The organism is Mesonia sp. K7 (assembly GCF_003233725.1).
Lineage (GTDB): Bacteria > Bacteroidota > Bacteroidia > Flavobacteriales > Flavobacteriaceae > Mesonia.
The window spans coordinates 120,630-144,465 of the sequence record NZ_QKQV01000001.1; the positions used below are offsets into that span (position 1 = coordinate 120,630).

Below are 23,836 nucleotides of genomic sequence, written 5' to 3' on the forward strand. Positions count from 1 at the left end.
CTTGTTTATTCTTTTTCCAGCTCGTTAATATATTGTTTAAGGTTTTCTAACACCTCAGGAGCTAAAGTCGGATTTTTGACATCATCGAGTTCCGAGAGCTGATCGTATAAAATTTTTGCCACCAAATACCTTGCAGTCGCTTTATCATCGGCTGGAATCACATACCAAGGTGCTTTTTGTGTGGTCGTATTTTTGATGGCTTCTTCATAACAATATTGGTAATTATCCCACAATTTGCGTTCTTCAAGGTCACCAGGAGAAAACTTCCAATTTTTATCGGGTTTGTTTAAACGCCTAAGCAATCTATTTTTCTGTTCTTCTTTTGATAAGTGAAGAAAGAATTTAAAAACCTTTATTCCGTTTTCGATAATGTGGTTCTCAAAATTTCTGATTTGCTCAAAACGATTTTCCCAAAAGGTTTCGTCGATATCTTCTACTTTAGTGATAGAAGGAATGTTTTCACTCAAAATATAATTGGGATGAACACGTGTCACCAATACATTTTCGTAATGTGTTCGGTTGAAAACACTAAATTTTCCTCTTTCGGGAAGCGCACAATAATGTCGCCACAGGTAATCGTGTTGCAATTCTTTTTTGGAAGGAGTTTTAAAACTATGCACAACAACGCCACGCGAGTTAAAATCTTGAAAAACCTCACGAATTAAGCTGTCTTTACCTGCGGTGTCCATCCCTTGTAAGCAAATCAAAACGGCATATTTGCCATGAGCGTACATCACATCTTGCCATTCGCTCAAGGCTTCACGGGTTTTGTTCAATGCTTTTTTGATGGTCTTTTCATCGGTTTGTAAATCCACGTAAGTGGCATAATTTTTAAGCTGAAAATCTTTGTTAGCTATAAGATTCTTAGTGTTAATTTCTTTCATTTGTTGTGGCTTAGACCTTAAATATACAGCTTTGTGTTTAAATATTTTTATATTTGTTTTTTACATCAATTATAGATTTGGATAAAGCAATCATCATCAGTCGTGTAGCCGAAATTTTAAAAGAAACGCCCTCTGCACAGGAAGTCGTCAAACAAGGTAAAAACCGCCAAAAGCGTTTTGATTATTTGGCTACACATATGGTTAACAAAGCCATAGAAGAAGATGCGCTTATTTTATCTGAAGACGCTTCTGGAATTGCCATTTTGTTTAAAATGAATGCTTCCAAAAAGACTTTACAGGATCGCATAGACGAGCTAAAGTTGGTTTGGAATGTAACAGGTTTTAAAAACGCCCTGAAAATTTTAGATAAACAGAAATACATCAAAAACCAACGTCCTCAAACAGGTGATTATCTTTATTGTTGGTTTTGGGGAATCACCAAAAACAGTCGTGGTGCCGACACCCAAATTGGCAAAGAAATGAAGGACGAATTTTTACGTCGTGCCGACAAAGACAATATTCCGCTTTATGCAGAAACCGCGATTAGAAAAAATGCCATTGTGTACCAAAAATTTGGCTTTGAACTCTTTCATACCTGGAAAAGAGAAGACGGTAGTAAGATGTGGTTTTTACGGTATTTGCCGAACCAGAAGGGCTAGACTTTTTAGATTTTTAGACTTGTTAGATTGGTTAGACAAATAAAGGTCATCTAAAAGTAATTTTCGTCAACCTGAATTTATTTCAGGTTCTCACAAAAATTTGTAAATCATTAGGATAAGATTCTGAAATAAATTCAGAATGACGTTTTTTATACTTTTCAGACAGCCACTTTAGCTTTAAATTATAAAAAAGTACTACTGTTATTTGATAATATTGAGACTAATTATCAACTTACTTCCCAGCAAAAGTTTTCACCGCTTCTTCGCCAACGGTTTTTTCTGAAGTTAGAATAATCAATCTTTCGACTACATTTCGCAGCTCTCTAATGTTCCCTGACCAATCATAGGATTTGAGAACTTCCAAAGCTTTTTTATCAAAATCTTTAATGGCATTGCCCTGCTCTTCTGCTATTTTTTCAGCAAAATATTCGACCAGTATTGGAATATCGTCTTTTCTATCGTTAAGTTTCGGTACCTTTATGAGTATTACCGCCAAACGGTGGTATAAATCTTCCCGAAACTTTTTGTCTTTGATTTCGTTTTTCAGATTTTTGTTGGTTGCTGCAATTACACGCACATCTACCTTAATGTCTTTATCACTACCTACGCGTTGTATTTTGTTTTCCTGTAAAGCTCGTAAGACTTTGGCTTGCGCAGCCAAACTCATATCGCCAATTTCATCTAGAAAAATTGTTCCGCCATTGGCCGCTTCAAACTTACCAGCTCTGTCTTTATTTGCCGAAGTAAAAGCACCTTTGACGTGACCAAACAGTTCACTCTCTATCAATTCTGAAGGAATGGCCGCACAGTTCACCTCAATCATCGGACCTGTAGAACGGTTACTTTTTTGGTGCAACCAATGTGCCACCAATTCTTTTCCCGTACCATTTTCTCCCGTAATCAAAACACGTGCTTCGGTGGGAGCCACTTTTTCGATCATATCTTTAATGGTATTGATTTCTGGAGATTCCCCAATCATCTCATATTTCTTACTGATTTTCTTTTTGAGACGCTTGTTCTCGGTCACTAATTGTTTGGTATCTAAGGCTATTCGCACCGTATTGAGCAACCGGTTAAGGTCGGGTGGTTTAGAGATATAATCGAAGGCTCCTTTACGCATGGTCTCGACTGCGGTTTCGATATCACCATGACCGGAAATCATAATAATCGTGGTTTCTGGTTTTATTTTTTTGATGGCTTCAAGCACTTCCACTCCATCCATTTTTGGCATTTTGATATCGCAGAGGACGAGGTCGTAATCATTGTCTTTGGCTTTTTCCACCCCATCTAAGCCATCTTCTGCTTCATCTAATTGGTAATCTTTGTTTTCTTCGGTAAGTATTTTTACAAGCACACGTCTAATCGCTGCTTCGTCTTCAATAATTAAAATTTTCTTCATGTTTAAAGTTTAAACTTGATTCCACTACGTATATAAAAAGTATTGTCGTTTTCAATGACATAAACATCTTCTCTGTCGTTGTCCCTTAACCTGTATTCGTTATAAACCGTGTGACCGCCATATGCATAAAAAACGATATGATCGGTAAAATAGTGTTCGTAACCAAAACCTAAAATAATTTGTGTCGCCGATATGTTTTGGGCGATATTTTTACTTCCTTCTACCGCAAAATCTTCTTGAATATTAGCAAAAAAATTGTCTAGCATCGCATAAGCCTGAACGTGGTTTGTGGCATTAAACTTATAACGCAAGGCCATTTTTGGAACCCCTACGGTGTAGGTCCATTGCGGATGAAACTCCCGGAAATAATTAATAAAAGGAAGTGGGTAATTTCGCCCTGGAGTCGTCGAATATAAAGCTCCTATAATCAAACGGTATGGTTTAACGGTTGCATCATCTCCTTTTTTATCGAGAATGGCGTATGCACTTATCGAATAAATATAATCATCTGAAATGGGTTTACCTTGTAAATTGGATGCTATTCTCACTCCTGTGTTTACTGCCAATCGCCAGTCGCTCTCTGGTTTGGGTTTAAAAACATACCCTAAACTTGCTTGTATGTTATGTAATTCTTTTAAATTTTCTGTTGAAAAGGGAAAAGTGTCATCAAAATCGATATCGAACTTACGGTAATCTAAACCTATCACTAAAAAATTATCGTTCCATAAAGGAATTGGACCTTGTAAAAATCCGCGAAAGCGATTGACCGATTGTCTTCCTTCTGTGTATGGAATTCTGGTATATTCTAGTCTAACTAAATCTGTGGTTTGAGCTTTAGAATGGCTTGGTGCAATGGTTAATAAAATCAACAGCAAACCTGATAACGAAAGTAATCTCATAGAGTTATGGTTAGATTTTGTGGATAACAATATAGAAATTTTTCAGCTAGCTCATGATTGCGTTAACGATACTTTGGCTGTTTTTTAGAAAGAATTAGTATTTCAACCATTTAAACATTTCTTTAAACGTGGGCTTTTTCCCGTATTTTAAAATGCCTACTTTATAGATTTTTGCGCCAATTCTCACCATCATAAAGACAGAAATCATTAAAATAAGTACTGAAATAAGAATTTCCCACCAAGCAACACCAAAAGGAATTCGCATGAGCATGACAATAGGAGAAGTAAGCGGGATATGTGAGAAAACCACAGAAATCATTCCGTGTGGATTGTTGATGACGGAGAAAAAACCTACATAAACGGCCAACATCAGTGGCATAATAATCGGAAACATAAATTGTTGGGTATCGGTCTCGCTATCTACAGCAGCTCCAATAGCCGCATAAATCGCGCTGTATAAAAAATAACCCAAAACAAAATAGATGATAAACATCACACAAAGTAAAAGTATGGGTAGGTTCATGACACTTTGTAAAATATAGGCAAATTCGTTATTTTCTATCGCGGTTGCGGTATGGTTTACTTGGTTGATTTCTACTCCAAAAACGCTAGAAACGACAACAAGTAAAAAAGAACCGATGATTGTCCAAAGTACAAATTGTGTCACACCAGCTAAACTTGTACCGATAATCTTGCCGAGCATCAGATCGACTGGTTTGACCGATGAGATAATGATTTCGACAATGCGATTGGTCTTTTCTTCAATTACACTACGCATAATCATATTTCCGTAAATAATGATAAACATCATAATGAGGTAACCCGCTATCCCGCCAAAAAAAATTTTGATGTAACTTTCTATTTTTGAGGTTTTTTCTCCAGAGAAATTTTCTATTTTTAAATCGATACGGGTTTTGGCATCATTCAATTTAGAAATATCAACTCCAGCTTTTTCTAATTTCTTATTGGTGATGATTTTAGAAATATCATTCTCAATTTTAGAAATAATTGCGTTTCCTGCAGCATTCGAAAAAAATTCAATTTCGCTTTCATAATCAGAACTCTCGATCTCTTTAGGAATATACAATAAGCCATCATATTCTTTTTCCATCACGTCTATTAAAGCGGAATTCAAATCGGTATTTTCGTACTTTTTAAACTGAAAATTATCGGTAGAATTAGCTTCGTAAGTATATAGACTTGTTGGATCTAAAATACCGATGGTTTTTACTTCTTGGTTATTGACCATCGTGAGGTAATAAACCAAAAAAAACATGGCGGTCATGATAAGCGGACTCAAAAAAGTCATCACCACAAAGGTTTTGTTTTTTACCCTTGCTAAATACTCTCGCGTAATGATAAGTTTTAGATTACGATGCATAACCAGCCACTTTTTGAATAAAAATTTCGTTGACACTAGGAATTCTTTCCGCAAAAGCTTGCACTTTTCCTAGCTGTATCAATTCTCTTAAAATATCGTTTTCACTGAAATTGTCTGCCGCTTTCATTTGAAACTCTAAATGATTTGAAAAAGCTTTGATTTGATGCAGCTCAAATCTAGGTTGTAAGCTAGAAAGAACAAGTTCACTATTCTCAGTTTCAAGCTTTACCTCAAAAGTATTGTTTTTAAAACTGTTTTTTATTTCCGAAACTTTCCCATCTAAAACTTTATGCGACTGGTGAATGAGTGCCATATGATTGCACAGTTCCTCTACACTTTCCATACGATGGGTCGAAAATAAAATGGTAGTGCCTTGCCGATTGAGAGCTAAGATCTGGTCTTTGATAATTTGAGCGTTTACAGGATCAAATCCGCTGAAAGGCTCATCGAAAATCAAGAGTTTAGGCTGATGGATAACCGTCACGATAAACTGAATCTTTTGAGCCATACCTTTGGATAAGTCCTGAATCTTTTTTTGGCTCCAATCCTCAATTTTTAGTTTTTCAAACCACTCAAACATCCGCTTTTTGGCTTCTGTTTTACTTAAACCCTTCAGTTGGGCCAAATACAAAATCTGTTCTCCTACTTTCATACTTTTGTACAGACCACGCTCTTCAGGTAAGTAACCAATATGTTGAATATCACTTTTTTTTAAAAGTTCATTATTGATTAAAATTTCTCCGGAATCGGGTACAGAAATTTGGTTGAGAATGCGAAGAAAAGTAGTTTTTCCTGCACCATTTGGCCCGAGTAAACCATAAATACTTTGCTCAGGGATCTCGATAGAAAAGTTGGTTAAAGCTTGATGTTTTCCGAAAGACTTGTTGATATTTTGGGCTACTATCAAAATTTATCAGGATTTTTAGACGATAAAGGTATGATTTAAAAATAAAACCCACCCTTTTTATTTTCTAAAAAGGATGGGAAAAAATTGCTATGAAAAAGAAAAATATCACCAAGCATAAAACCTAGTGATATTCAAATATATAAAATTTTGTTAAAAGTTTACATTAAATTACGAAAACATGTCTTTTACTTTTTCAAAAAAAGACTTATCACTTTTTTCTGGACTTGGTTCAAAATTGCTATCACCTTGCATTTGCTCAAAAAATTCTTTTTGTTCTTTAGAGAGTGTTTTTGGTGTCCAAATATTTACGTGAACCAACAAATCACCTCTCCCGTAACCATTCAAACTCGGAACACCTTTACCTTTTAAGCGTAAAATCTTACCGCTTTGCACACCTGCTTCTATCTTGATGCGAACTTTTCCTGTAACGGTTTGTATTTCTTTAGAGGTTCCTAAAACTGCTTCAGATAAACTGATGTACAACTCATAATGTAAATTATCACCTTCACGTTGTAAACTTTCGTGTGGTTTTTCTTCGATAAGCACCAATAAATCTCCTGGAACTCCATCTCCTGGAGCCTCATTCCCTTTTCCAGAAACTTTTAGTTGAATACCATCTACAACCCCTGCAGGAATTTTGATACTTACGGTTTCTTCGGTCATCTTCAGCCCTTGAGCATCTGCTTCAGCACCTCTTTTATCGATGACTTCACCCACACCGCCACAAGCGTGACAAGGCGCAGAAGTTTGCATCCTTCCCAAAATAGTATTGGCAATTTTGGTTACCTGCCCAGAACCGTTACAAGTACCACAAGTTTTAAAAGTGGTTCCTGGAGCTTGTACTTTTCGCTTTACTTTTATTTTCTTTTCGGTGCCATTTGCAATTTCTTCCAGCGTAAGCTTTACACGGATTCTAAGATTGCTTCCTTTCACACGACGTCTTCCGCCAGAAAATCCACCTCCGAAGCCTGAAAAACCGCCACCTCCGCCAAAAGCAGAACCAAAAATATCTCCAAATTGGCTAAAGATATCATCCATGTTCATACCTCCGCCGCCAAAACCGCCGCTTCCATCGAAAGCTGCGTGACCCATTTGGTCGTAACGTGCACGCTTGTCCGGATTACTTAAAACGTCGTAAGCTTCAGCTGCTTTTTTAAACATTTCTTCCGCTTTAGCGTCATCTGGATTTTTATCTGGGTGATACTTTACCGCCATTTTTCGGTATGCCTTTTTGATCTCGGCTTCCGAAGCAGATTTGCTCACGCCTAAAATGTCATAATAATCTTCTTTCATTTGCTTATTTTTCTGCGGTTATTTTCCGATGACTACTTTTGGAAATCTAATAATTTTATCTCCCAACGTATAACCTGTTTCTACCACATCTACAATTTTTCCTTTTAGCTTGTCTTCTGGCGCAGGAATTTGGGTAATCGCATCGTGTATATCTGCATCAAAAACATCACCCGCTTTTACTGCTATCGGCTCAAGACCTTTGTTGCGTAAGGTCTCACGGAATTTGTGGCTGATAAGTTCTACTCCTTTTATTAAATTTTTATCTTTAGATTTATTGATTTCTACCAATGCTCTATCGAAATCATCGATAATAGGCAACATCGACTGCATCACATCCTGACTTGCTGTCTTTGATAACTCTAAACGCTCTTTTAAAGTTCTTTTTTTGTAGTTCTCGAATTCAGCAAAAAGTCGTAAAAATTTATCTTTTTCTTTTTCTAATTCTTCTTGTAATTTCTCAACTTCAGAAACTTCTACTTCTTCATTTTCAGAAGCTTTTTCAAGTTCTTGCTCTTCTATTTGGTTAAGATTTTCTTGTTCAGAATTTTTTATTTCTTCCTGTTCTTTATTTTTTACGCTCATTTCTTTTCAAAATTTTATAGCAAGGTGGCAAATGTACTGCCATTTTAGATAAAAATGTCAAAATGTCATTACAATATTTTAATATTATTTTATGATATGTATACTTTAGTTGCCTTATTTTTGTACCTAAATAAATACATAAACTTATAAATACATTATGAAAAAAATTGTTTTAAATTCAGCAATGGCAGCTTTTGTAGCGATTTCTGTAATTGCTTGTAAAAAAGAAAATAAAACTGAAGTTGAAACTTCTGAAAACACAGAGGTTACTGAAAACACCACAACTACTTCTCAATCTGCTGTGACCTATAAGTTAGATAGCGAAGCTTCTGTTATCAACTGGGTAGGTTCTAAGCCAGTGGGTGATAATCACACAGGTACTATCAAGCTTTCTGATGGTAGCTTTACGGTAGAGAGCAACGAACTAGAAGGTGGTTGGGTAACCATTGACATGAACTCTATAAACGTTACCGATCTTGAGGGAGACAAGAAAGCAAGTCTTGAAAGTCACCTTAAAGGTGCTGCCGAAGGAAAAGAAGATCACTTCTTTAATGTAGCAAAATACCCTACAGGTAAATTTGAAGTGACCAATGTGAACACAAATTCTATCTCAGGTAACCTAACTTTAAAAGGAGTTACTAAGCCAGTTGAAATTCCTGTAAGTTACACCATTAACGATAACGGAACATTATTTATCAATGCTAACGATTTTACCATCAACAGAACAGAATGGAACGTTAACTACGCTTCTAAAAGTGTTTTTGATGATTTAAAAGACAACGTTATCAACGATGAGATCAAACTTAACTTTATGATTAAAGCCAACAAAGCCTAATCGTAAATTTGAAAGATTAAAAAAAGAGCATCGAACGATGCTCTTTTTTTTATGGGATTTTATCCCTTAAAAGCAAAAAATCCGCGTCAAGCGGATTTTCTTTTTTATTTTCTGTAACAATTAAAACTGCTCTCTTCCTGAAAAGTGAAAATCACCTTCTATCAATGCATTTTCATCACTATCACTTCCGTGAACAGCATTTTCACCAATAGAAGTAGCATATTTTTTTCTGATGGTTCCTTCTGCAGCTTCCGCTGGATTGGTAGCACCAATTAAAGTTCTAAAATCTTCCACGGCATTGTCTTTTTCTAAGATAGCCGCTACAATTGGTCCGCGTGTCATAAATTCTACCAATTCCCCAAAAAATGGTCGCTCTTTGTGAATTGCATAAAACTGCTCTGCATCTCTTTTAGACATTTGTGTTAATTTCATAGCCACAATTCTAAATCCAGAAGCATTGATTTGCTCTAAAATTGCACCGATGTGTCCGTTTTCAACAGCATCTGGTTTTATCATGGTAAAGGTTCTATTTCCTGCCATTTTTCTTTTTTTTAAATTTGGTGCAAAAATAGACTTTTAATCTTCAAAACAAAGCATCTACCTTGTTAATTCTGTTCTACAAATAATAGCATCTAGACAATATCTTAGAAAATTATACTCTTGCGAAATTGGTTTTCATAAGTATTGTTATGCTATGATAATTTCGGCATATCGAAAGTTCATCGTGAAATTTGAAGTGAAGCTGCCGTGAAATTTTAGGCTGTTCGATCCCGCAGGTGCGGGAGAGTTCCTAAAATTTAGGTGGCAAGCAAAAAATTTAGGTTAAGTTTCGTAAGCCTAGATTTTTTTGGCTTGGTTTATCCTGAGCTTGTTGAAGGGTTTTTTCATCAATGGAAAAAATGAACAGATATAATATTTAGGTTAGTATTATTAATAAGAATACTTTACAGAAAATCACCTAAAGCCAATAGAAATTGTATATTTACCCGAATGAAAAAAGAGCAGATTTCCGCTTTAAAAAAGCGTATTGATATTCCTGAAAAGGTAGTTATTGTACCGCATAAAGGTCCAGATGGCGACGCCATTGGTTCTACCTTAGCTTTATATCATTTTCTAAAACAAAAAAAGCACGAAGTGCAACTCATAGCTCCTAACGATTTCCCAGATTTTCTTAAATGGATGGCTGGCAGCGATGAAATCCTGATTTATGAAAATGAGCAAGAAAAGTGTGACCAACATATTCAAGAAGCTACACTCATTTATACATTAGACTTTAACCTGCTTTCGCGTACAGGCGAAATGCAAACGAGTTTAGAAAATGCTCCCGCAGATTTTGTGATGATCGATCATCATCAAGCTCCCGGAGATTATGCAAAATACCTTTACAGCGATGTGAATATTTGTTCGACTTGCCAAATGGTGTATCATTTTTTTGAAATGATTGAGGCTACCGAAAATATCACTCCAGCAATAGCAGATTGTTTGTACACTGGAATTATGACCGATACAGGTTCGTTTAAATACCCTTCGACCACCAGTGAAACACATCGGGTGATTGCTGATTTGATAGACAAAGGAGCAAACAATTCGCTTATTCATCAAAGCGTGTATGATTCGAGTTCTTTTAACAAATTACAATTATTGGGCACCGCGCTCAATAACTTACAGATTTTGCCCGAATACAATACTGCTTTTATCACATTAACACAAGAAGAACTCGACAAAAACAATTTCCAAAAAGGCGATACCGAAGGTTTCGTAAATTATGGGCTATCGATAAAAGGTATTGTTTTTGCTGCCATTTTTATTGAAAACAAACAAGAAGCTTTGGTCAAAATATCGTTCCGTTCTAAAGGTAGTTTCGATGTCAACCAATTTGCACGAAAACATTTTGATGGCGGAGGTCATATCAATGCTGCTGGAGCAAGATCGTTGGCAAATTTAGCTTCCACGTTAAGTGAATTTAAAGCTTTGTTGCCCAAATACAAAAATCAATTAGACTATGAAGTTTAAAACCATATACTTCCCTATCTTACTCTTGATGCTAAGTTTTGTGGCATGTAAAAGTCCAGAAGCAAGAAAACCTGTAACCCACAACTCAGGTTCGTTTATCAAAGAATCTGTCAAGCGGAATAAGAAATTGATAGCCGAGGAGGAACAACAAATCAAAGCCATTATCGAAAAAGATACGGTGAACAATTACATTTCATCTTCAGATGGTTTTTGGTATTATTACAACCAACAAAATTTCAAGTCGAGTGTAACACCTCAATTTGGAGATCAAGTAATTTTTGAATATGATATTTCCACCTTAGAAGGAAATCCTATTTACACCCAACAGGAAATAGGCTTACGAGAATACTACATCGACCAAGAGCAATTGTTTACAGGATTGCGCCAAGGTCTAAAACTCATGAAAGAAGGAGAAACCGTGACCTTTTTCTTTCCTTCTTACAATGCTTTTGGTTATTATGGAGATAATGATAGAATCGGAAGAAATATCCCGATAAAATCTACGGTTACTTTAAAAACTATTACTTTAGCAGAAAACAACAAAGAAAATAAAAATTAAATTTTATGAAAAAACACACGCTTTTTTTATTACTCATTGCCACCTTAAGTTTATACGCTTGTAACGACAAATACCCCGATTTAGAAGATGGGCTTTATGCCGAATTTGTCACCAATAAAGGTACGTTTGTCGCTCAACTTTACCATGACAAAACACCATTAACGGTGGCCAATTTTGTCGCACTGGCCGAAGGAACACATCCATTGGCTGATACTACCTATAAAGGTAAAAAATACTACAACGGACTTACTTTTCACCGCGTGATTTCTAATTTTATGATACAAGGTGGAGACCCCGAAGGAACTGGCGCTGGAGGTCCTGGTTATAAATTTCCGGACGAATTCGACGAAAGTTTAAAACACAGTAAAAAAGGACTTCTATCCATGGCCAATGCTGGCCCTGGAACCAACGGAAGCCAATTTTTTGTCACCCTAGTACCAACGCCACATCTAGACAATCGTCATACGGTGTTTGGCGAAGTAGTGCTGGGACAAGAAGTGGTTGACAGTATTGGTTTGGTAAAAACAGCGCAAGCCGACAAACCAGTTGAGGATGTGGTCATGAATGAAGTAAACATCATCCGTAAAGGTGATGCTGCAAAATCTTTTGACGCGGCACAAGTTTTTGAAACCGAGTTGAAAAATGCCGAAGAAAATGCAAGAATTGCTGCTGAAAAAGCAGAAGCAGAAAAACTAAAGTTAAAAGAAACCATCGATAATGAAATCAATACGATGGCAGAAGGTTACGAAAAAACACCTAGTGGTTTACGTATCAAAATCACCAAGAAAAACCCTAACGGGAAAGCACCGCAAAGAGGACAAAATGTAAAAGTACATTACAAGGGTATGTTAACCGATGGTACTAAATTCGATTCCTCTTACGACAGAGGTCAACCTCTACCATTTCCAGTGGGAACAGGCAAGGTGATTCCTGGTTGGGATGAAGGGATTATGATGTTAAAAGAAGGCGAAAAAGCAACGCTTATCATTCCTCCTTATTTAGGTTATGGCGAAAAAGGAATTGGCCCAATTCCTCCTAACGCTATTTTAGTTTTTGAAGTAGAATTGGTAGCCGTTGAATAGTTTTTAGCATAAATCGAAACTATAAAAAAATCCGCTTGTAAGCGGATTTTTTATTTCTACATTCTTTTAAGTCTACCACCTAGAGATTTCTTCCCTAAGTTCTTCTTTGGTTTTACCAGTTTTCTCTTGAATTCTTCCTAGCATTTCATCAAATTTTCCTTCAGAAAACGTCACGTCATCATCGGTAAGATCACCGTATTTTTGCTTTACCTTACCTTTAAGTTGGTTCCATTTACCTTTTAATTCTTCATTTGTCATAACAATAAGTTTTTGTGATTAATACCATAAAGATAATTCTTTGTTGAGTGAATAAATGCTAAATAAAACTTATGTTTTTCTTAAAAGGATGTTATTTATGATTTGTTTTGGATAATTAACATTATAAATGAAACTAAAAGAAACCACAATAATCCCTAAATGATTTTTCATTTTGAAGTATTTTTGTCATCTTTAAATTTGTTGAAAAAAAACAAAACAAAACGTCATTCTGAACCTGCCTGTCGGCAGACAGGTTTATTTCAGAATCTCATAATTTACGCATGAGCAAAAACAACATCAATATAAAAAATAGAAAAGCAAAATTTCAATACGAATTTCTCGATACTTATGTGGCTGGTATCAAATTGGCTGGTACCGAAATCAAATCGATACGTGCCGGAAAAGCAGGTATTGCCGAGAGTTTTTGTGAGTTTCACAACGGTGAGCTTTTTGTCATCAATATGCATGTAGAAGAATATTCGCACGCTTCCCATTTTAACCACCAACCCAAAAGCGAACGCAAGTTATTGTTGCAGCGCAAAGAACTTAAAAAGTTGGAAAAAGAAGTGAGTAATTCGGGGTTGACGATTATTCCGCTAAGGCTTTTTATCAACGAGAGGGGTTTTGCCAAACTCGAAATTGCGCTGGCCAAAGGGAAAAAGCTCTACGACAAACGTGAAACCATCAAAGACCGAGATAACAAACGAAAACTCGACCGTATCAAAAAAGAATATAATTAAGTCACCGCGAGGAGCAAAGCGACGAAGCAGTCTCTTTGATTGAACAGATTGCTTCATTCATTTCATTCATTCGCAATGACATAAAAAAAACTTGAAACTTGAAACTTTCAAACTTTTAACTTTCAAACTTTTAACCTTTAACTAAAAAACATCTTGAAAAATCTCCTCCTTCTCTTCTTCCTCGTTTTCACGGAAATCTGTGTTGCCCAAATCACCGGAAAGGTAATCGACCAAAACGGTGAAGCTGTTCCTTTTGTGAATATTTACCTTAAAAACACCTATGTAGGCACCACATCAAATACCGAAGGGGTTTACCAACTCGATTACGAAAACACAGGAGAAACAACGGTAGTTTTTAAATTTCTAGGTTTCAAAACACTGGAAAAGCAAGTCAACATCACTTCTTTTCCTTACGAGCTCAACGTGACTTTAGAAGAAGAAACCACCAGTTTAAACGAAGTGATTGTTAGATCTTGGGAAAATCCGGCAATGCGCGTGATTCGAAAAGCCATTGAATACCGCAAGCAAAACCTCGAAAAAATAGAGGCTTACACGGCTGATTTTTATTCTCGCGGTTTATGGAAAATACAAAATGCTCCCGAAAAAATCTTAGGGCAAGAAGTAGGTGATTTAGGTGGCGGATTAGATTCCACGCGAAGTGGTATCATCTACCTTTCGGAAACGATTTCTAAAATAAAATACCAAAAGCCAGATAATTTTTACGAAAACATCACTGCTTCAAAAGTAAGTGGTCAAGACAATGGCTTTAGTGTAAACTCTGCAGAGGAAGCCGATTTCAATTTTTACGAAAACACCATCAACATCAATACCGATTTGATTTCGCCCATAGCCAATTATGCCCTCAACTATTACGAATATAAGCTCGAAGGTATTTTCTATGACGAAAACCAAAAACTTATCAATAAAATTGAAGTACTACCAAAACGCGTAAACGACCCTGTGTTCTCAGGTTACATCTACATTGTCGAAGACGATTGGGAAATTTATGGTGTAGAGCTCAAAACCACCGGTAAAGCGGTTAAAATCCCACCACTGAACGACCTTATTTTTAAGCAGAATTACAGCTACAACCCCACCGAAGATTTTTGGGTAAAACTTTCGCAAACCATCGATTTCGATTGGAAAATATTTGGTATTTCCGGTGACGGAAGATTTACGGCTTCCTATAGCAATTACGAATTTCACCCCCGGTTTGACGAAAAAACCTTTACCAAAGAAATTTTAAAAGTCGAAAGAGACGCCAACAAAAAAGATAGCTTGTATTGGGAAGAAGTAAGACCGGTTCCGCTTACGCTGGAAGAGCAAGAAGATTACACCAAAAAAGACAGCATTCAGGAACGAAAGAACTCCAAAGTTTACAAAGATTCTATCGATCAAGTCAACAACAAATTTAAGCTCACTTCCCCTATTTTTGGTTATACACACCAGAATTCACACCAAAACAACTATTGGGGCTTTTCGGGTCCAATCGGTGGCATTCATTACAACACGGTACAAGGTTGGAAAGGAAATGTGGACGTTTTTTACCGCCAAGATAACGAAGAAAAGAAAACCTATTGGCGTAGTTCGGTTAACCTGGATTACGGCTTGAGCGAAGAGCGGTTTAGAGCCTACGCGACTTTTTTTAAGAAATTCAATAATTTTTCTAAACCTTACTTAAGTATTAGTTCGGGCGTAAAAAAAGAAGAGTATAACGATACCGATGCTTTACCATTATTGATTAATGACATCACGACCTTATTTTTTCAACGCAATTACCTTAAACTTTATGAAAAAGTTTTCACAGAAGTAGCCTACTCCCAAGAAGTCGTGAATGGCGTGAGAATGTCGGGGCAATTGAGCTATGAAAAAAGAAACCCGCTTTTTAACAACGAAGATTATGTGATCATTCCGCACGACGATAAGGTATTTACCTCTAACAATCCGCTAGCACCCAACGATTTTACCAATGCAGCGATAGAAGAACACCAATTGGCAAAATTTACGTTTGGGTCACGTATCAATTTTGGACAAGAATACCTCAATTATCCTGATGAAAAATATAACATTCCAAGCGATAAATTCCCGACTTTGTTTGTGAATTACGAAAAAGGATTTGCTTCCAACAACACCAATTACCATTACGATTTACTAAAAATAGCAGCCACGCAACAGTTAGATTTTAAAAACAAGGGAGACTTTGATTATTTTATAAGTGCAGGAAAGTTTTTTGGAGCCGACCGTATTTCGTTTGTCGATTACCAACACTTTCGTGGAAACCAAACCCGTTTGAACCTCAACAGCGATTCGCGTCGTTTTAATTTACTGCCGTATTATGCATTAAGCACCAATCAGGAGTACGCCCAATTACACGCAGAGCACAGCTTTGACGGCTGGGTTTTGGGTAAAATCCCGTTGGTCAGAAAACTGAATTTTAATCTCGTTTTAGGTTATCACGGCTTGGCAACAACCCACAACCAAGCTTATAACGAGATCAACATCGGACTCAAAAACATAGGTATTGGCAAGTTCAGATTTTTACGAGTAGATTATGTCAAACCCTATTTTGGAGGTTGGCAAGACGGTGCTTTTGTCTTTGGTTTTAGCCTCTAGTTTTTATCTTCCAACAAGGGTACAAAACGGAATTCGCCAAATTCTTTTTTCTCAAAACTCTTAGCGGAAGTGCGCGTATATAAAGTCATCACTTGCACATTTTCGCCAACAGGAATCACGAGCTTCCCTCCTACTTTTAACTGAGCCAACAAGGGTTTGGGTACAAAAGGAGCTCCTGCGGTAACAATCACTTTATCAAACGGAGCATAATCGGGTAAGCCTTTATAACCATCACCAAAAGCCATATACTTAGGACGGTAACCAATTTTACTCAAAAAGAGTTTGGTTTTTTTATACAATTCCTGTTGTCGTTCGATACTAAAAACTTTAGCACCGAGTTCGCATAAAACAGCCGTTTGGTAACCACTTCCGGTACCAATTTCTAAAATGTGGTCTCCTTTTTCTACCGCCAGGAGCTCGGTTTGAAAAGCTACGGTATAAGGTTGCGAAATGGTTTGATCGGCGGCAATCGGAAAAGCCTTGTCCTGATAGGCGTGGTCTTCAAAAGAGCTATCCATAAACCAATGACGTGGTATCTTGCCGATAGCCGTCAATACCTTTTCGTCTTTGATGCCTTTGGCACGAACGGTTTCGACCAATTGCTTACGTTTACCTTGATGCCTATAATTGTCTTTCAGTTCCACCGCTAAATTTTCCGTAAAATTGTAAAAACAATTGGGGATTTACAAGGGAAACTTCCAAAAAATAAATCTACCTATTCGATACACTTAATTTTTCATCAAGAAATGCTATTTTTGTGCAAAACATCTATTTATGCTCAACGTTGGAGTCTTAGGTGCTGGTCACCTCGGAAAAATTCATTTACGCTTACTCAACCAATCCCCAAAGTACAAGCTTGTTGGTTTTTATGACCCAAGCGAGAAAAACTCCAAAAAAGTAGCCGAAGAATTTGGGTACCGCGCCTTCTCTTCTATCGAGGAATTGATTGCTGCTGTGGATGTGGTCGATATTGTGACGCCAACTTTGTCACATTACGAAGTTGCTGAAAAAGCGATTCAGGCTGGGAAACATATTTTTATCGAAAAACCTATTACCAATACGGTAGAAGAAGCCGAAAAACTTATAGAATTGGCCAAAAGCAAAGGTGTAAAAGGTCAAGTAGGTCACGTCGAGCGTTTTAATCCGGCTTTTCAAGCTGTCGCGGAAAAACTCGAAAACCCGATGTTTATTGAGACACATCGTTTGGCTGAGTTTAACCCAAGAGGAACCGATGTTCCGGTGGTTTTGGACTTGATGGTACACGACATCGATATTATTTTGAGTGTGGTCAATTCAAACGTAAAAAAGATAAACGCCAGTGGGGTTTCGGTGATTAGTGAAACGCCTGATATTTGCAATGCGCGTATCGAGTTTGAAAATGGCTGTGTGGCAAACCTAACCGCCAGTAGAATTTCACTCAAGCAAATGCGTAAATCAAGGTTTTTCCAACGGGATGCTTATATCTCGGTAGATTTCCTCGAAAAGAAATGTGAGGTCGTCAAAATGAAAGACGTCCCAGAAAACCCAGATGAGTTTGCGATGATATTACAAAATGCAGAAGGCATCAAAAAACAAATCTATTTTGACAACCCACAAGTAGCAACAAACAATGCGATTCTAGAGGAATTAGAAACCTTTGCGGATGCAATCCATAACAACACCACACCTATTGTTACTTTAGAACAAGGGGCAAATGCCTTGCGTGTGGCCAAACAAATTATAAAAAGTTTTAACGAATAAAAATTATACTATGAAAAATATTGCTGTCATTGGAGCTGGAACCATGGGTAACGGAATTGCCCATACCTTTGCCCAATTTGGATATCAAGTCAACCTTATCGATATTTCTCAAGAAAGCCTTGACAGAGGAATGGCTACCATTACCAAAAATTTAGATCGTATGGTGACAAAAGAAGCCATTTCTGAAGATGATAAAAACACGACTTTAGGAAATATCACTACACATACTTCCATCGAAAATGGAGTAAAAAATGTGGATTTAGTTGTGGAAGCGGCTACCGAAAATGAAGACTTAAAGCTTAAAATCTTTAAACAACTGGATGAACTTTGTAATCAAGCCTGCATTTTAGCATCCAACACCAGTTCGATATCGATTACCAAAATAGCGGCAGCAACTTCTCGCCCAGCGCAAGTAATCGGAATGCACTTTATGAATCCGGTGCCAATTATGAAGTTGGTCGAAATCATTAGAGGTTACAATACTTCAGATGAAGTTTGCGAAACCATTATGGAACTTTCGAAGAAACTCAATAAAATTCCTACGGAAGTAAACGATTACCCTGGTTTTGTAGCCAATAGAATTCTTATGCCGATGATCAATGAGTCGATCGAGACCTTATACAACGGTGTGGGTGGTGTTCAAGAAATTGACACTGTGATGAAATTGGGTATGGCTCATCCGATGGGACCTTTACAACTTGCCGATTTTATTGGACTTGACGTTTGTCTTTCCATTTTAAATGTGATGTACGACGGTTTTAAAAATCCAAAATATGCACCTTGCCCATTATTGGCAAATATGGTACAAGCAGGTAAATTGGGTGTAAAATCGAGTGAGGGTTTTTACGATTACTCAGAAAGTAGAAAAGCGGAAAAAGTTGCGAAACAGTTTTCATAAAACTTTGCCAAAATGCCAAAAGTAATCCCTTTTAAAGCAGTACGACCTACGCGTGATAAAGTAGGTCTTATTGCGGCTCGTTCGTACCAGAGCTATACTCCAGCGCAACGAAATGCACGTTTAGAAAACAATCCGTTTTCATTTTTACATATTGTGAACCCTGGCTATAAATACCAAAAAGAGATTTCAGGCAAAAAAAGGTATCAATTGGTTAAAAACAGGTACCAAGAGTTTAAAGAAGACCATAATTTTATACAAGACGAGAAGCCTTCTTTTTATATTTATCGTATCATTAATCGTGACCACCAACAATTTACAGGGATTGTAGCGGCGGTTAGTTTAGAAGATTATAAAAACAACATCATCAAAAAGCACGAAGACACCCTGGAAAAAAGGGAAAAGAGCTTTAAAGATTATTTGAAAATTGTCGGCTTTAACGCAGAGCCTGTACTATTGATGCATCCTGACAATAAAAATATCAAAGCCATCATTTCAGAGGTCATTAAATCGAGAGCCGAATACGAGTTTACGACAACTTATCGGGACACCCATTATTTATGGAAACTAGAGGATGAAAACCTTATTCAGCAAATTGAATTGGAGTTTGAGCATATGAACGCTTTGTATATTGCAGACGGTCATCATCGTTCTGCTTCCTCCTATTTATTATATGAAGAAATGAACGCCAAGAAATCGCTTTCTTCCGAAAGTAATTATAACTACTTCATGAGTTATATCATTCCGGAAAGTGATTTGAGTATTTGGCAGTTCAGCCGTTTGGTAAAAGACCTTAACGGACTCTCAAAAGAAGAGTTTCTCATCCAATTAGACCATTATTACCGTATCGAAAACCGAAAAAGCACCTATTACAAACCGAGCAAGAAGCATCACTTTAGCATGTACCTCGAAGGGGAGTTTTATTCGTTACACTTACGCAAAAACAACTACAATATCGAAAATGCCCTTGATGAACTCGATGCTCAGGTACTGTATAAAACCATTTTAAAGCCTATCTTAGGGATTGAAGATTTACGCAACGATGATCGTATAGAATACGTACACGGTAAAAAAGACATGGCCTTTGTTAAAGGAATGGTCGACAGCAAAGAATTTAAAGTAGGTTTTGGAATGCTTCCCGCAAGTGTTGCCGAATTAAAAAACATTGCTGACGAAAATCTTAAAATGCCACCAAAATCTACCTACATCGAACCTAAATTAAGAAGCGGAATTACCATCTATGAATTTTAAAAGTTTATGAGTTCTATCACCGAAAATATCCTTCAACTTAAAAAAGAAATTCCTGAACACATAAGTTTGATTGCCGTTTCTAAAACCAAACCCAACGAAGACATTTTAGAGGCCTACCAAACGGGGCATCGCATTTTTGGAGAAAACAAAATCCAAGAAATGGTTGATAAGCATGAGCAATTGCCCAAAGATATTGAGTGGCATATGATTGGGCATGTACAACGCAACAAAGTAAAATATATGGCTCCGTTTGTACATTTAATCCATGCGGTAGATAGCTTAAAATTGTTAAAAGAAGTTAATAAAAGAGCAGCACAAAACAAACGAAGCATCAATTGTTTGTTACAGGTAAAAATTGCTGAAGAAGACTCAAAATTTGGTTTGGATATCGATTCTGCTAAAGAAATTTTAATTTCCAAGGCTTACGCGGAAATGGATAATGTAAAAATTATTGGTTTGATGGGAATGGCAACTTTTACCGAGGATGAAAATCAAATCGAGCAAGAGTTTGCCTATTTACAAAAACATTTTAAGGCTTTACAAAAAGAATACCCACAGCTGCAAACCCTATCGATGGGAATGAGCGGCGATTACCAAATTGCTATCAGAAACGGAAGCAATATGATACGTGTGGGAAGTTCTATTTTTGGTGAAAGAAATTACCATTAGAGATTTGTACGCAATACTTGACATAGAAACCACTGGCGGAAAATACAATGAAGAAGGTATTACTGAAATCGCCATCTATAAACACGATGGTCGCGAAGTCGTCGATCAGTTTATTAGCCTAGTAAATCCCGAAAGACCTATCCAGGAGTTTGTGGTGGGTCTCACTGGTATCAACAATGCGATGTTGCGAAATGCCCCAAAGTTTTATGAAGTTGCCAAGCGTATTGTAGAAATCACACAAGATTGTACCATTGTTGCCCACAACGCAAAATTCGATTACCGCATCCTACAATTAGAATTCGACCGTTTGGGTTTTGATTTTGAAAGTAATACGATTTGTACGGTAGAACTCTCAAAAAAACTCATCCCAAACGTACCATCCTACAGCTTAGGGAAATTGGTAAAAACCCTAGGGATTCCGATAACCAATAGACATCGAGCAAGCGGTGATGCCATGGCAACCGTCAAACTTTTTGATCTCCTATTGCAAAAAGACGATTCGAAAGAAATCATTACCAATAGCATCAGAAAAACACCTAAAAGACACCTCGACAAAAAGCTTTTAAAGATTTTAGAAACTCTTCCTACCGATACGGGTGTGTATTATTTCCATAACGAAAAAGGTGATATCATCTACATCGGGAAAAGTAAGAACATCAAGAAAAGAATCAATCAGCATTTTACCAACGAAAGTAAAAAAGCGAAACAAATGCAGCGGGAAGTAAACGAAATTACATACGAGCTTACCGGAAATGATCTGATTGCGATGCTAAAAGAAAGCAACGAAATCAAAAAAAACAAACCAATCTACAACAGAGCACTTAAAAGAGATGCATTTACCTATGCTTTAAAACTAGATAAAAACCAAGAAGGTTATTTTACCTTAGAAATTGTAATGTCGACTAAAGCAGAAGAACCTTTAACGGCTTTTACCAATATGAGGCAAGCTAAGAAGTTTGTCGAAAATCTGGCGGATGAATACGGTTTGTGTTTAAAACTTTGCCATTTGCAAAAAACCAAAAGTGCTTGTTTCCATTACAACATCAAATTGTGTGAAGGTGCTTGTATACAAGAAGAAACTGCCGAAAGTTATAACCAGCGAGTCGAAAAGGTAATAGAAAAATATTCGTACCTCAACAAAAATTTAGTGCTGATTGGCCGTGGAAGAAAAAATGGAGAAAAAAGCATCCTTTTAATTGAAAACGGTACTTTCCAAGGTTATGGTTTTTTTGAGCTAAATCACCAAATTAATGATGTAGAAAGGCTGAAACATCACATCACCCCTATGCATGAAGATAGAGACACCAAGCACATTATTTTGGGGTATATGCAACGAAAACAAAACCTACAAATCAAAGAGTTTTAAAAAATTATAATTCTTCTTACATTTATCATATACTAAAAACCGACCTTGGAGAAAACCGAAAAAAATAATTGGCAAAAAAAACTGCACGAAGTTATTTACGAAGCAGACACTCCTGCTGGAAAATTGTTTGATGTAGTTTTACTCATTCTCATTCTTGTAAGTGTTGCTTTTGTATTGTTAGAAAGCGTCAAAGGGCTTGATTATGGGCTTTACACCTTTTTATATTATGCCGAATGGGTCATTACTTTTCTATTTACGATTGAGTATATTTTACGCATCATTTCCATTAAAAATCCCAAAAAATATATTTTTAGTTTTTTCGGAATCATCGATTTTGTCTCTACCATTCCGTTATATATTTCTTTAATTTTTGCGGGTTCTGGAGCCTTAATGACCGTAAGAGCTTTACGACTCTTACGTGTGTTTAGAATTTTAAAAGTGACGCGTTTTATCGGTGAAGGAAACAAACTGATGGCAGCTCTAAGAAACAGTCGACCAAAAATCCTGGTATTTTTATTTGCCGTATTGATTATGTCACTTATCGCAGGAACTGCTATGTATATGATCGAAGGCGAAGATAGTGGTTTTACCAACATTCCGGTATCTATCTATTGGTGTATTGTAACACTCACTACCGTTGGTTTTGGTGACATCCATCCAGTGACTCCAGCAGGGCAGTTTTTGGCATCTATCATTATGATTTTGGGTTACGGTATCATTGCAGTCCCAACGGGAATCGTAGGTGCAGAATATGCTAAAAGCACCGCGAGAAAACCCATTACCAATACACAGAATTGTATAAACTGCAACGAGTCTAACCATGTCAATGGGGCAGAATTTTGTCACAACTGCGGAAACAAACTCAATGAAAAATAAACACCTCATTAGTGTTGTCGGACCAACTGCAATTGGGAAAACATCTACCAGTATAGAGCTAGCATCCCATTTTGATTCAGAAATTATATCGGCAGATTCTCGGCAGTTTTTTAAAGAAATGAGAATTGGCACTGCTGTTCCTTCAGAAGAAGAATTAGCAACTGTTCCGCATCACTTTATCCAGCAGCTTTCGGTGGAAGAAAATTATTCGGTAGGTGATTTTGAAAGAGACGCCCTTGCGAAAATAAATGAGCTTTTTCACCAACACGATATCTTATTTCTAGTTGGCGGAAGTGGCTTGTACATCAATGCCATCAACGAGGGTTTAGATGATTTTCCTGAAGTTCCTAAGGCAATTAGAGAAGAATTAAACCAAGTGCACCAAAAGAAAGGTATCGAAAGCCTTCAAGAGCGACTTAAAGAGTTAGATCCAGCATATTACCAAAAAGTTGATGTACACAATCCGCATCGCTTAATTAGAGCGCTCGAAATATGTATCGCCACTGGTAAACCTTATTCTTCCTATCGCAATCACAAAAAATCGAAACGCAGTTTTCAATCCATCAAAATAGGCATTGATGCAGAGCGCCAAATTATTTACGACAGAATTAACCAACGTGTCGATCTTATGATGGAAAATGGTTTACTGGAAGAGGTTCAAAATTTGCTTTCGCGAAAGCACTTGAATGCGCTGAATACAGTTGGGTATAAAGAATTGTTTGCTTATTTAGAAAATGAGATTTCGCTTAAAAAAGCCATAGAAGAAATCAAGAAAAATACGCGCAGATTTGCCAAAAGACAACTGACTTGGTTTCGAAAAGATGAGACCATCAAGTGGTTTGACTACCAGGAACCGACAAAAAACATCATCGATTATATCAACCAAAACACTCACTGAAAGTCGGAACTTTCAGCAAGTTTTTGGGTATAGGAAA

At 36.9% G+C, this 23,836-nt stretch carries 24 protein-coding genes; 14 read left to right on the top strand and 10 right to left on the bottom strand.

Translation table 11 applies throughout. From position 1 onward, the window contains the following. Window positions 1-5: 5 nt before the first annotated feature. Window positions 6-884, bottom strand: a complete 879-nt coding sequence (locus tag DNG35_RS00565; RefSeq protein WP_111125799.1) for a PPK2 family polyphosphate kinase — start codon at window positions 882-884, stop codon at window positions 6-8. Window positions 885-937: 53 nt separating this feature from the next. Here DNG35_RS00565 and DNG35_RS00570 point away from each other — a divergent pair, with 53 nt between their 5' ends. Continuing rightward, a complete protein-coding gene (locus DNG35_RS00570; RefSeq protein WP_233494425.1) occupies window positions 938-1,543 on the top strand; it encodes a hypothetical protein in 606 nt (201 codons plus the stop codon). Window positions 1,544-1,775: 232 nt separating this feature from the next. On the opposite strand, the gene DNG35_RS00575 is transcribed toward DNG35_RS00570, so the two are convergent. The 6 genes from DNG35_RS00575 to DNG35_RS00600 all read right to left on the bottom strand — a co-directional run bounded on the left by DNG35_RS00575 (window position 1,776) and on the right by DNG35_RS00600 (window position 8,004). Continuing rightward, complete coding sequence (locus tag DNG35_RS00575) at window positions 1,776-2,942, bottom strand: sigma-54 dependent transcriptional regulator (protein WP_111125800.1); 1,167 nt, start codon at window positions 2,940-2,942, stop codon at window positions 1,776-1,778. 2 nt (window positions 2,943-2,944) lie between these two features. Then, window positions 2,945-3,841 (bottom strand): DUF6268 family outer membrane beta-barrel protein, encoded by an 897-nt coding sequence (locus tag DNG35_RS00580; protein ID WP_233494426.1) that lies wholly within the window; start codon window positions 3,839-3,841, stop codon window positions 2,945-2,947. A gap of 94 nt (window positions 3,842-3,935) precedes the next feature. Then, entirely contained in the window at window positions 3,936-5,222 is a 1,287-nt protein-coding gene (locus tag DNG35_RS00585) for an ABC transporter permease (RefSeq protein ID WP_111125802.1), read from the bottom strand. After that, window positions 5,212-6,129 carry an ABC transporter ATP-binding protein gene (locus DNG35_RS00590; RefSeq protein ID WP_233494427.1) on the bottom strand — a complete coding sequence of 306 codons (918 nt, stop codon included), beginning with the start codon at window positions 6,127-6,129 and terminating at the stop codon, window positions 5,212-5,214. The genes DNG35_RS00585 and DNG35_RS00590 overlap by 11 nt, the downstream gene beginning before the upstream one ends. A 168-nt stretch (window positions 6,130-6,297) precedes the next feature. Further along, a complete protein-coding gene (gene dnaJ, locus DNG35_RS00595; RefSeq protein ID WP_111125804.1) occupies window positions 6,298-7,422 on the bottom strand; it encodes a molecular chaperone DnaJ in 1,125 nt (374 codons plus the stop codon). Between the two features lie 18 nt (window positions 7,423-7,440). Next, window positions 7,441-8,004, bottom strand: coding sequence for a nucleotide exchange factor GrpE (locus DNG35_RS00600; protein WP_111125805.1), 564 nt, complete (start codon window positions 8,002-8,004; stop codon window positions 7,441-7,443). Between the two features lie 157 nt (window positions 8,005-8,161). Here DNG35_RS00600 and DNG35_RS00605 point away from each other — a divergent pair, with 157 nt between their 5' ends. Further along, a complete protein-coding gene (locus tag DNG35_RS00605) occupies window positions 8,162-8,839 on the top strand; it encodes a YceI family protein (RefSeq protein WP_111125806.1) in 678 nt (225 codons plus the stop codon). 120 nt (window positions 8,840-8,959) lie between these two features. On the opposite strand, the gene DNG35_RS00610 is transcribed toward DNG35_RS00605, so the two are convergent. Then, window positions 8,960-9,379, bottom strand: coding sequence for a nucleoside-diphosphate kinase (locus tag DNG35_RS00610; RefSeq protein WP_111125807.1), 420 nt, complete (start codon window positions 9,377-9,379; stop codon window positions 8,960-8,962). Between the two features lie 450 nt (window positions 9,380-9,829). Between DNG35_RS00610 and DNG35_RS00615 the strand changes: the two genes are divergently transcribed. The 3 genes from DNG35_RS00615 to DNG35_RS00625 are packed head-to-tail and all read left to right on the top strand — an operon-like array spanning window position 9,830 to window position 12,493. Then, complete coding sequence (locus tag DNG35_RS00615) at window positions 9,830-10,852, top strand: bifunctional oligoribonuclease/PAP phosphatase NrnA (protein ID WP_111125808.1); 1,023 nt, start codon at window positions 9,830-9,832, stop codon at window positions 10,850-10,852. Next, the gene (gene gldI, locus DNG35_RS00620; RefSeq protein ID WP_111125809.1) at window positions 10,842-11,411 is read left to right on the top strand and encodes a gliding motility-associated peptidyl-prolyl isomerase GldI; all 570 of its coding nucleotides are present in this window, start codon (window positions 10,842-10,844) and stop codon (window positions 11,409-11,411) included. The genes DNG35_RS00615 and gldI overlap by 11 nt, the downstream gene beginning before the upstream one ends. A 5-nt stretch (window positions 11,412-11,416) precedes the next feature. Then, complete coding sequence (locus tag DNG35_RS00625) at window positions 11,417-12,493, top strand: peptidylprolyl isomerase (protein ID WP_111125810.1); 1,077 nt, start codon at window positions 11,417-11,419, stop codon at window positions 12,491-12,493. Between the two features lie 72 nt (window positions 12,494-12,565). Here the strand turns inward: DNG35_RS00625 and DNG35_RS00630 are convergent, their stop codons facing one another. Next, entirely contained in the window at window positions 12,566-12,751 is a 186-nt protein-coding gene (locus DNG35_RS00630; protein ID WP_111125811.1) for a CsbD family protein, read from the bottom strand. A 281-nt stretch (window positions 12,752-13,032) separates the two neighbouring features. On the opposite strand from DNG35_RS00630, the gene smpB reads away from it, so the two are divergent. After that, on the top strand, window positions 13,033-13,491 hold the full coding sequence (gene smpB / locus DNG35_RS00635; protein WP_111125812.1) for an SsrA-binding protein SmpB: 459 nt from the start codon (window positions 13,033-13,035) through the stop codon (window positions 13,489-13,491). A gap of 153 nt (window positions 13,492-13,644) precedes the next feature. Then, entirely contained in the window at window positions 13,645-16,104 is a 2,460-nt protein-coding gene (locus tag DNG35_RS00640; RefSeq protein WP_369908003.1) for a DUF5686 and carboxypeptidase regulatory-like domain-containing protein, read from the top strand. Here DNG35_RS00640 and DNG35_RS00645 read toward each other — a convergent pair. Further along, window positions 16,101-16,742: a protein-L-isoaspartate(D-aspartate) O-methyltransferase gene (locus DNG35_RS00645; RefSeq protein WP_111125973.1), complete on the bottom strand. Its 642-nt coding sequence runs from the start codon at window positions 16,740-16,742 to the stop codon at window positions 16,101-16,103. The two genes, DNG35_RS00640 and DNG35_RS00645, sit on opposite strands and share 4 nt — an antisense overlap. 136 nt (window positions 16,743-16,878) lie before the next feature. Between DNG35_RS00645 and DNG35_RS00650 the strand changes: the two genes are divergently transcribed. From DNG35_RS00650 to miaA, 7 genes are read left to right on the top strand one after another with little or no spacing between them, the layout of a single operon-like run. Next, entirely contained in the window at window positions 16,879-17,844 is a 966-nt protein-coding gene (locus tag DNG35_RS00650) for a Gfo/Idh/MocA family protein (RefSeq protein WP_111125814.1), read from the top strand. Between the two features lie 10 nt (window positions 17,845-17,854). Then, entirely contained in the window at window positions 17,855-18,742 is an 888-nt protein-coding gene (locus tag DNG35_RS00655) for a 3-hydroxyacyl-CoA dehydrogenase family protein (protein ID WP_111125815.1), read from the top strand. A gap of 12 nt (window positions 18,743-18,754) precedes the next feature. Then, the gene (locus DNG35_RS00660; protein WP_111125816.1) at window positions 18,755-19,990 is read left to right on the top strand and encodes a DUF1015 domain-containing protein; all 1,236 of its coding nucleotides are present in this window, start codon (window positions 18,755-18,757) and stop codon (window positions 19,988-19,990) included. 6 nt (window positions 19,991-19,996) lie between these two features. Next, window positions 19,997-20,659: a YggS family pyridoxal phosphate-dependent enzyme gene (locus DNG35_RS00665; protein WP_111125817.1), complete on the top strand. Its 663-nt coding sequence runs from the start codon at window positions 19,997-19,999 to the stop codon at window positions 20,657-20,659. Window positions 20,660-20,663: 4 nt separating this feature from the next. Then, window positions 20,664-22,025 carry an exonuclease domain-containing protein gene (locus DNG35_RS00670; RefSeq protein ID WP_111125974.1) on the top strand — a complete coding sequence of 454 codons (1,362 nt, stop codon included), beginning with the start codon at window positions 20,664-20,666 and terminating at the stop codon, window positions 22,023-22,025. A gap of 45 nt (window positions 22,026-22,070) precedes the next feature. Further along, window positions 22,071-22,901, top strand: coding sequence for an ion transporter (locus DNG35_RS00675; RefSeq protein ID WP_111125818.1), 831 nt, complete (start codon window positions 22,071-22,073; stop codon window positions 22,899-22,901). Further along, window positions 22,891-23,799 (top strand): tRNA (adenosine(37)-N6)-dimethylallyltransferase MiaA, encoded by a 909-nt coding sequence (gene miaA / locus DNG35_RS00680; protein ID WP_111125819.1) that lies wholly within the window; start codon window positions 22,891-22,893, stop codon window positions 23,797-23,799. The genes DNG35_RS00675 and miaA overlap by 11 nt, the downstream gene beginning before the upstream one ends. Window positions 23,800-23,836 lie beyond the last annotated feature (37 nt).